Consider the following 7452-nt stretch of genomic DNA (forward strand, 5'->3'; position numbering starts at 1 on the left):
GGGTTTTGCTGTCGCGTATGGGGATGGTGCCGGGGGATTGGCGGGAGGCGATCTCGACGCATTCGCTTTGGCTGATGGTGCTGTAGGTGCTCTTGCACCATATGATTACGGGCAGGTCAGGTCCGACGGTAGGCACGGATATTTCTCCTCAAGTGCTTTGAGAATCAGCGTGATTGACTCGCTCGGGGGTAGAGCTTCATTCCACTGTCGCTCGAACGCGGATAGATATTGGGCGGTCTCTGTCGCGTTGGTGATGTAAATGTCTTGGGTCACTCCGGCGCGATAAACGACCCTGCGGCCGCCCTTGAATGTCATGATCTGAGTCAGGCCGAGATCGCGGAAGTTTTCGCTGATGGCGAGGGGCGCCAGCCGTAATTCGACGTTCGTCCGCGTCATCTGGTCCAGCATGTAGAGGAGCTGACCTCGCATGACGTCGGCATCGCCGACGGTGCGGTCGAGAGCCGACTGGGCAATGAGCGCTCTGAACAATGGCGGATCGGGGCGGTCGAGAATGGCGCGCCTGCGCTGGCGGTACGCCACCTTCTCCTCGAAGTTTCCGTCGAGCCGGTCCGTGGCGAACTGGAGGACCGTCCGGATGTAGTCGTCGGTTTGCAGCAGGGCGGGCAAGGTGTTGGCGAGGTGGCGGATCTCGACGGCCTTCGATTCGTGAGCGAAGTACTTTGTGGACCGTTTCGCCAAGGGGTCGTCGTTGAGTACTTCCCAGAGTTCGAGCAAAGTGCCGTTTGCATCGAGCGCCCGGTCCAGTTCTTCCGCGACTTCCCGGACGGGGAGCACATGCCCGTTCTCGAACTTCGAGATCGACGTGTGCGAAATCCTGATGGCCGCGGCGAGGTCGGACTGGGACCAGCCCTTGGCTTCGCGCAAGGCGCGGATCGCCACGCCGAGCTGGGCGATGAAGGACCGCGACGGGTCGAGTGGCGTGGGCGCGGGCATGGCTGTAACCCCCATTTGATTGCCTGGAGGGATAACCCCTCAACGGGCCCGAGCATAGGAGTCCCGGCGGATACTTGGAACCGGAACCGGCATCCCAACTCCCTTTGGTTGACGTCGCGTTCGAATCCGCACGCCGTTCCGCCCGAAGGGGACCACTCCACCATGCCCATCTTCCCCGGCACCGCCATGGCTCACGCAGCCCCCACCCCGCCACGTACCGGGGACGACGTCATCGAGTGGGCGATCAGAGATATCCTCGGCTCGCACTCCCACATCTCGCCTCCCGAGGGCCGGATCACGTCGGCGACCGTCGTCCTCCGCGCGTACGTCAAGAAGACGGCCGCCGAGGTCCGGGACGTCGTCGCTGCTCTGCCCGCAGCCGATCCGCGACGCGTGGCCGCCGAGCGGAGCGCCGCGGAAGGGCTGCACCGGGCCCTCACGCTGGGCCCGGGGAACGGGCTGCGATCCGCTTTCGACTACGCCCGCGGCCTGGCCCAGGTGGCGCAGGAACTCCGCGACCACAGGGCCGAGCTGCGAACGGCCCCCGAGGAGGACCTGTCGTGCTGAACGCCCGGCCCTCCTGGTCCGCCGTCGTCCCCCTGCCGCACACCGGTGGTCCGCCCAGCACCCCGGCCCCGCCGGAAACACCCTGCCGCGTATGCCAGTGTCTGGACACCGAAGGCTGGCGCGCTCTGTTCGCCGACGACCTCGACGCGTTGAGAGCCGTCAACGACCGGCAAGCGCGCCACTATGCCACGGCGCACGTGCGGCGCTGAGGTTGCTTACAGGTGGGCCTCCAGCTGGACGGAGCCGCTGCTTTCCCGGATGCCGGAGCCGAGGCATTCCGTGGGGAGATCGCCGGGCAGGAGGTCCGCGGTCCGCTGGGCAGGCAGCCCCTTGCCGCGGCCTTCGGTGACCTGCCCCGTCAGCCTGGTGAAGAGGGCGCCTGCCACGCGCTCGGTGGTGGAGCTGTCGTAGACGATCACCGACCGGGCGCCGTCCGCGTACTCGACGGTCTCGGTGCCTCCGGGGTGGGTCAGCGCGAGGCAGGCCGTTCCCGGTGCCAGGACGTCGAGGGAACCGGCGGCCGGTACGGTCCGGCCGGGGGCCACGGTGCATGTGTACTGGGCGTGCGCACGGACGCGGACGGATTGGGGCGTGAACATGAGCGGCGGGTCGTACGTGCTGGTGTTGCTGCCCGTACACAGGAAGCTCCCGCCATCGCCTCCACGGGCCTCGCCTGCCGGAGCCCACATCAGCGATGAGCCCACCAGCACCAGGGAACTCAACGTCACCGCCGCACCACGCCCGCTGACCGTGCATCCTCTAGGTATGCCCGAATCATGACTGATCCCCTGGCTACCCAACTCGCGTCATTCATCCCTGGCTCCTGGTGGCGCAGCCACCGTGCACGCCCCGCCTCGCACGCCCCTCTCCCACGCCGAGCGGGAGACGGCTCCGGCAAGAGGCGCGGGGAACTCGTCCGGCCGGGTGTCTTCGCGCTGTGCCAGGGGGAAGGGCAGCACGTGACTACACGCAGAACGTTTCTCGGCACCGGCGCCGCCCTCGGTGCTACCGCTTTCGTCGGCGCCCCCACGGCGCGGGCTTCCGTCGGCACTGCCTCGGCTCCGGTCCCGGAACGGGACGCCAGGGCTGCGGTGAATCAGATCGACACCGATATGCAGCGCCACTACGACCTGCTGCGTGCGTCGGTGGCGCGGCATCTGGGCCCTGTGATCGTCGTCAACAACGACGCGAAGGGAGGGGAGTACTTTCTGGTCGACCGAGGCAGCACTGTCGAGCGTTTACACCCGGTGGGCCAGGTATTCGAGCTGGCGAAGTCGGTCGCGCATACGCCGCTGGGGATCTATTCGGTGGTGGCGTCCTACCTCAGCCCCAAGGTTCCGCCGGTGGGTAACGCGGACCGGATCGACCCGCACGACCTGGAACAGGTCGCCCACATCGGGCCGTCCTCGACGGCGTGGATCGATCCGCTGCGGAAGTTCGCGGCGACGCTGGAAACCGCGCGCCAGAACCTGCCCGGCGCCAACATGCCCCGGGCGCTGGAGGATGCCGGCCGGAGTATCCTGGACGGTGGCCTGGACTTCATCACGGACGCGGTCGCGTCCCGCTCCTTCGACATGCAGGGCTTCCAGGACTTTTCGAGCGCGGTGTACGGTCACATTCAGACGACCATGTACTGGGCGTCGAAAGCCCAGATCGAGGGCGTTCACGCGCTGCTCAAACGGTGGCGGGCCCAGCTGGGCGAGCAAGCCTGGTCCGAACTGTACGTCCTCATATTCGAGTTGTGGACGACGGCCGCTCTCAACCAGAACGCAGTCATCATCAAGCCGTGCATGGACCAGAAGCGGGCGGACAGCCATCTCATCAACCAGATGATCGCGCAGTTCCCCTCCGACCCGGTCGGCACGGCACTCGACAACCTCGCCCGGATCGTGCAGGACAACATAGCGGCGGAAATGGTGTTCTCCACCGCTCCGGATGTCGCGACCGCGCTGGCAGGTGAAGAAGATCTCCTGGCGCAGGAAATCCTGAAACAGCTCAAGGACTGCCCCTTCCACACAGCCGCAAAAAAATAGCGGTTCCCTGCGGCCGCTCGCCCCTTCGGGGCCGGTCGGCTGAATCGTCCGGCGCAGACGGGCCGTGAACCGCTCAGCCCCGCTCCCTGCGGCCCAGCGCCTTGGCGTGGCCGTGTGCCCAGCCTCCGAGGAGCACTCCGGCGCCGAGCAACGCGACGTACGCGACGAGCACCACGGCGAATCCGCCGGGGAGCCAGGCGAGGAGCCCGTGGTCGTCGTGGTCGAAGAGCATGCGGATCGCCGCCTGGGCGGACACGACCATCACGATTGCGCCGACGCCCTGGAGCAGGTCGTACTTCATGGTCTCCCCCTGTGTTTCATTCGGCCATTGATACGAACGTATCACCATGACCGCGTGTAAATCGGGGGAGAAAGGGGTTTACGTCACACATTTTCAAGCCGTACGCTCGATATCGTGCGTGACGAAAAGAAAGCGGCGGTGTGCGGTGTGTGCGGTACGGGCCTGGCCCCGGCGGGGCGGGGGCGACCGGCCGTGTACTGCTCGCGGAGCTGTCAGGCACGGGCCTATCGGAGGCGCAGACAGCCGCCGCTGCCGGAACCGGTGGTGCCCGAGGCGCCGACCGCCGGGGAAGGGCGTCGGCGGGAGATCGCCGAGGCGGTGTGGCGGATCGCGGCGGGGCGGGGGCTGCACGAGGCGAGCATGCGGGAGATCGCGACGGAGGCCGGCGTCTCACTGCGCTCGGTGCAGTACCACTTCGGGAGCAAGCACCAACTCCTGGTCGCCGCGCTGGAGCTGCTGCACAAGGACAACGAGCGGCGGGCCCGTGAGCGCATCGACTACGACCCGGGCGATGCCCGGGCCCTGCTCACGGCGGTTCTGGAGGAGTTCCTGCCGCTGGACGCCGAACGGCGCCTCGCGCTGCGGGTGTTCGCGGCGTACTACGCCCGGAGCCTCACCGATCCCGCGCTCGCGGCGGTGTTCCTCGGCGCCGGGCACCCGCTGGAGGACCTGGTCGCGGGCATCATCGGGCAGGGGCAGGCCGGCGGCGCCTGCCGCCCCGGCCTCGACGCGCGCCACGAGGCCGACCTGCTGGTGTCCGGAGCGGTGGGCCTGGGCAGCGACATGCTGCACGGCCGCCGCACCGCCGCCGATGTCCTGCGCACCCTCGACTACCACCTGGACCGGATCTTCACCCCGGCACCTTGACCCCATGAACTCCTGGTGCATGCGCGGCCTCGCCCCGGGCCGCGGCGGCGGCGCCCGATGAAGCAGACCGGGCGCCGCCGCCGCTCACCCTCAGGCCGGTGAGGCGGCCGCCCCGCCAAGATGCCGGGCGAAGAACCGGACCGCGCTGTCGGCCTCGAACCTGGGGAAGTCGAAGTGCTTGCCCGCGTTGGCGTGTAGCGTCTTCTCCTTCGAGGCGAAGGCGTCGAACAGCGCGAGGCCGGCCTCGCGCGGGATGCGCTCGTCGTCCCACTGCATGGCGAACTCGACCGGGACGGTGATCCGCTTCGCCGCCCCGATCAGGGCGTCGGGCCACATCAGGCCGAAGACCGCGGCCGTGATCCTGGGCTCGGCCGCGACCAGCGGTACCCCGATCGCGGTGCCCATGGCGATGCCGGCGTAGCCCACCGGACTGTCGGCGCCGATCTCCGGAAGTTCCTGGAGGGCGTCCAGGGTCGCCTGCCACTCGGGCACGGCGAGCTCCGCCAGGCGGGCGTTGTAGCGGACGACGACCGGGCCTTCCGGCTCGCCCGCCGCCTGCGCCTCGCGCAGCTCGGCGATGTCCTGCTCGTCCTGCGCGGTGCGCGGCCGGCCGCCGTGGCCGGGCGCGTCGATGACGGCGACATGGAAGCCGCCGCCGGTCACGAGGCGGTGGGCGCGGCCCAGCATCGCCGCATGCTTCTTGTGGGCGCCGCCGCCGTGGCCCATCAGGACCAGGGGCGCGCGACCGGCCGCGCCGGAGGCCGGTGACCAGAGAACGCCGGGGACCTCGCCCACGGTGAAGTCGCGTTCGCGCATGCCGTTCGCCGACGACTCGGCGGTGAATCGCAGAGAGTTCATGGGTGTTGCCTTTCGGGAGTGCCTGGTTGTCGAGGCGCTCCCGGCGACACCTGTGTCAGTCGCCGGCCGTGACGGGAAGGGGGAGCACCCACGTCGATACAGCGTTCATGGGTCTCACCTCCTCGGGTGGCGTCACGGTCAACCGCAAGCTACCGGCCCGGGCGTCAGCCCGTCCAATCCTTTTCCCCGCCGCGTGATCACGGCACCGGACGGGCCTTGAGTGGGTGAAGCCCCCTGCGCGGTCCGCCTCCGTGCCCTAGACTTGAAGAAGTCTTCAATTCATGAGTTGTCGTGATGCCGTAAGTTCTCAAGAGTTCTCAAGGCATCCAGCCGATCGGGGGCGGAGGTCCGGCATGGGCGGGTTCACAGAAGCGGTGCGCGACAGGGTGCGGCAGGCTCAGGCCGCACTCGCCGCCGCGCGTGAGGCCGATGACGCGTACGAGGTGGCGGTGGCGTCGGACGAACTGGAGGACGCCCTGCGCCTGGCCCGCGAGCACGGTGTGGCCGTGGACGCCGCGGAGGGGGAGCGCTGATGCCCGGTTCCCCGGTTCCGCTGTACCAGGCGAAGGCCGAGTTCTTCCGGATGCTCGGGCACCCCGTCCGTATCCGCGTCCTGGAGCTGCTCCAGGACGGCCCCAAGCCGGTGCGGGATCTGCTCGCCGCGATCGAGATCGAGCCGTCCGCGCTCTCCCAACAGCTCGCCGTGCTACGCCGGTCCGGGATCGTGACGTCCACCCGCACCGGCTCGACCGTCGTCTACGAACTCGCGGGCGGAGACGTGGCCGAGCTGATGCGCGCGGCCCGCCGCATTCTGACCGTGATGCTCGCCGGGCAGAACGAACTGCTCAAGGAACTCCAGGAAGCGGAGACGTCGGGGACGGCGCGGTGAGACGGCGCCGCCGCAGGCACGTACCCGTACCCGCGGGGGCGTGCGCGCAGACGCCCTCTCCCGTGCGGCGCCGCGTTCTGACGCTGCCGCTGGTGCCGGAAGCCGTACGCCAGGCGCGGCAGGACACGGCCGCGTCGCTGGCCGAGTACGGGATCGGTCCGGCGGATTCGGCGTTCGCGGGAAGCGTCCTGCTGGTGGTCAGCGAGCTGGTCACCAACGCCCTGCGCCACGCCGCCGACCGCTCGCCCACGGCGGACGTCGTCATCGCCGTGGGAGCGGGACAGCTCGTCATCGGCGTCGCGGACCAGGACCCCCGCCTTCCCGACCTGTCGCCCCACGCGGTCGGCGAAGGGCTGCGGACGGTACGGGAATTGACCGCGTCCTACGGCGGCGCGCTCAGCGTGGAAACGGCCGTGCACGGGTGCGGCAAGGTGGTGCTCGCCCGGTTCGCCCTCCCCGGCGACACCACCTGCCGCTGAACGGAACGCACACGGGCCCCTCGCGATTGCGAGGGGCCCGTACGCGTTCCGTGATCCGCTGTGGCTACCCGCGTGCCGCGTTGTCGGCCGGATGCGCGAAACGGTGGCCGTTGATCGTGCGCGGGTGGATGCGCAGGAGCGCGTCATGAGGACCGTGGGCCCAGCCGGGCAGAGTACGCCGGTAGTGGGCGGCCTCGTCGGGATGGGTGATGAGCTCGGCCAGGCCGGTGGCGGTCACCGCCCAGCCGGTTCCGGTGGTGGGGTGGAGGCTGTCGCAGTGGTACGTGACGGTGATGGCCCCAGTGGCCCCGGCGGCCAGGGCGGCGTCCGGAACGGGCGCGCGGACGATCAGCCGTCCGTACTCCAGGATGTGGGACGCGGGCCGTACGGCGACGATGTCGCGCTGCTCGTACAGCAGCCGGCCCTGGGCGGCGCCGCCGAGCAGGTACAGAGCCTCCTCCCCGGAGACGTCGACCATGCGACGGGGTGCGGCGGGGGCGGGAG

Annotated in this window: 13 protein-coding genes; 7 read left to right on the plus strand and 6 right to left on the minus strand. The window is 69.3% G+C overall.

Going from position 1 to position 7452, the window contains the following annotated elements; genetic code table 11:
• Together K6I34_RS38985 and K6I34_RS27120 are read right to left on the minus strand one after the other, a co-directional pair.
• Nucleotides 1-136: DUF397 domain-containing protein (locus K6I34_RS38985; RefSeq protein WP_374231026.1), on the minus strand; the 136-nt coding region annotated here is incomplete at its 3' end.
• On the minus strand, nt 106-954 hold the full coding sequence (locus tag K6I34_RS27120) for a helix-turn-helix transcriptional regulator (RefSeq protein WP_229329623.1): 849 nt from the start codon (nt 952-954) through the stop codon (nt 106-108). The genes K6I34_RS38985 and K6I34_RS27120, both read right to left, overlap by 31 nt.
• 162 nt (nt 955-1116) lie before the next feature.
• Here K6I34_RS27120 and K6I34_RS27125 point away from each other — a divergent pair, with 162 nt between their 5' ends.
• Both K6I34_RS27125 and K6I34_RS27130 read left to right on the plus strand, forming a co-directional pair.
• Nucleotides 1117-1521, plus strand: coding sequence for a DUF6415 family natural product biosynthesis protein (locus K6I34_RS27125; protein ID WP_229329625.1), 405 nt, complete (start codon nt 1117-1119; stop codon nt 1519-1521).
• On the plus strand, nt 1515-1730 hold the full coding sequence (locus K6I34_RS27130; protein WP_229329627.1) for a hypothetical protein: 216 nt from the start codon (nt 1515-1517) through the stop codon (nt 1728-1730). Before K6I34_RS27125 ends, K6I34_RS27130 begins: the two co-directional genes overlap by 7 nt.
• Before the next feature lie 6 nt (nt 1731-1736).
• Here K6I34_RS27130 and K6I34_RS27135 read toward each other — a convergent pair whose 3' ends face one another.
• On the minus strand, nt 1737-2249 hold the full coding sequence (locus K6I34_RS27135) for a hypothetical protein (protein WP_229329629.1): 513 nt from the start codon (nt 2247-2249) through the stop codon (nt 1737-1739).
• Nucleotides 2250-2480: 231 nt separating this feature from the next.
• Here K6I34_RS27135 and K6I34_RS27140 point away from each other — a divergent pair, with 231 nt between their 5' ends.
• Nucleotides 2481-3554 (plus strand): hypothetical protein, encoded by a 1074-nt coding sequence (locus K6I34_RS27140; protein WP_229329631.1) that lies wholly within the window; start codon nt 2481-2483, stop codon nt 3552-3554.
• 73 nt (nt 3555-3627) lie between these two features.
• Here the strand turns inward: K6I34_RS27140 and K6I34_RS27145 are convergent, their stop codons facing one another.
• Nucleotides 3628-3855, minus strand: coding sequence for a hypothetical protein (locus K6I34_RS27145; protein ID WP_229329633.1), 228 nt, complete (start codon nt 3853-3855; stop codon nt 3628-3630).
• Between the two features lie 114 nt (nt 3856-3969).
• On the opposite strand from K6I34_RS27145, the gene K6I34_RS27150 reads away from it, so the two are divergent.
• The gene (locus tag K6I34_RS27150) at nt 3970-4722 is read left to right on the plus strand and encodes a TetR/AcrR family transcriptional regulator (protein WP_229329635.1); all 753 of its coding nucleotides are present in this window, start codon (nt 3970-3972) and stop codon (nt 4720-4722) included.
• 90 nt (nt 4723-4812) lie between these two features.
• Here the strand turns inward: K6I34_RS27150 and K6I34_RS27155 are convergent, their stop codons facing one another.
• Entirely contained in the window at nt 4813-5580 is a 768-nt protein-coding gene (locus tag K6I34_RS27155; RefSeq protein ID WP_229329637.1) for an alpha/beta hydrolase, read from the minus strand.
• A 353-nt stretch (nt 5581-5933) separates the two neighbouring features.
• Between K6I34_RS27155 and K6I34_RS27160 the strand changes: the two genes are divergently transcribed.
• The 3 genes from K6I34_RS27160 (at nt 5934) to K6I34_RS27170 (ending at nt 6948) form a co-directional block, all read left to right on the plus strand.
• Entirely contained in the window at nt 5934-6113 is a 180-nt protein-coding gene (locus K6I34_RS27160; RefSeq protein ID WP_229329655.1) for a hypothetical protein, read from the plus strand.
• Complete coding sequence (locus K6I34_RS27165; protein ID WP_229329657.1) at nt 6113-6469, plus strand: helix-turn-helix transcriptional regulator; 357 nt, start codon at nt 6113-6115, stop codon at nt 6467-6469. The genes K6I34_RS27160 and K6I34_RS27165 overlap by 1 nt, the downstream gene beginning before the upstream one ends.
• Before the next feature lie 62 nt (nt 6470-6531).
• On the plus strand, nt 6532-6948 hold the full coding sequence (locus tag K6I34_RS27170; RefSeq protein WP_229329659.1) for an ATP-binding protein: 417 nt from the start codon (nt 6532-6534) through the stop codon (nt 6946-6948).
• A 64-nt stretch (nt 6949-7012) separates the two neighbouring features.
• Here K6I34_RS27170 and K6I34_RS27175 read toward each other — a convergent pair.
• Nucleotides 7013-7452: pyridoxamine 5'-phosphate oxidase family protein (locus K6I34_RS27175; RefSeq protein WP_374231025.1), on the minus strand; the 440-nt coding region annotated here is incomplete at its 5' end.

It is taken from the genome of Streptomyces sp. UNOC14_S4, assembly GCF_020740835.1.
Lineage (GTDB): Bacteria > Actinomycetota > Actinomycetes > Streptomycetales > Streptomycetaceae > Streptomyces.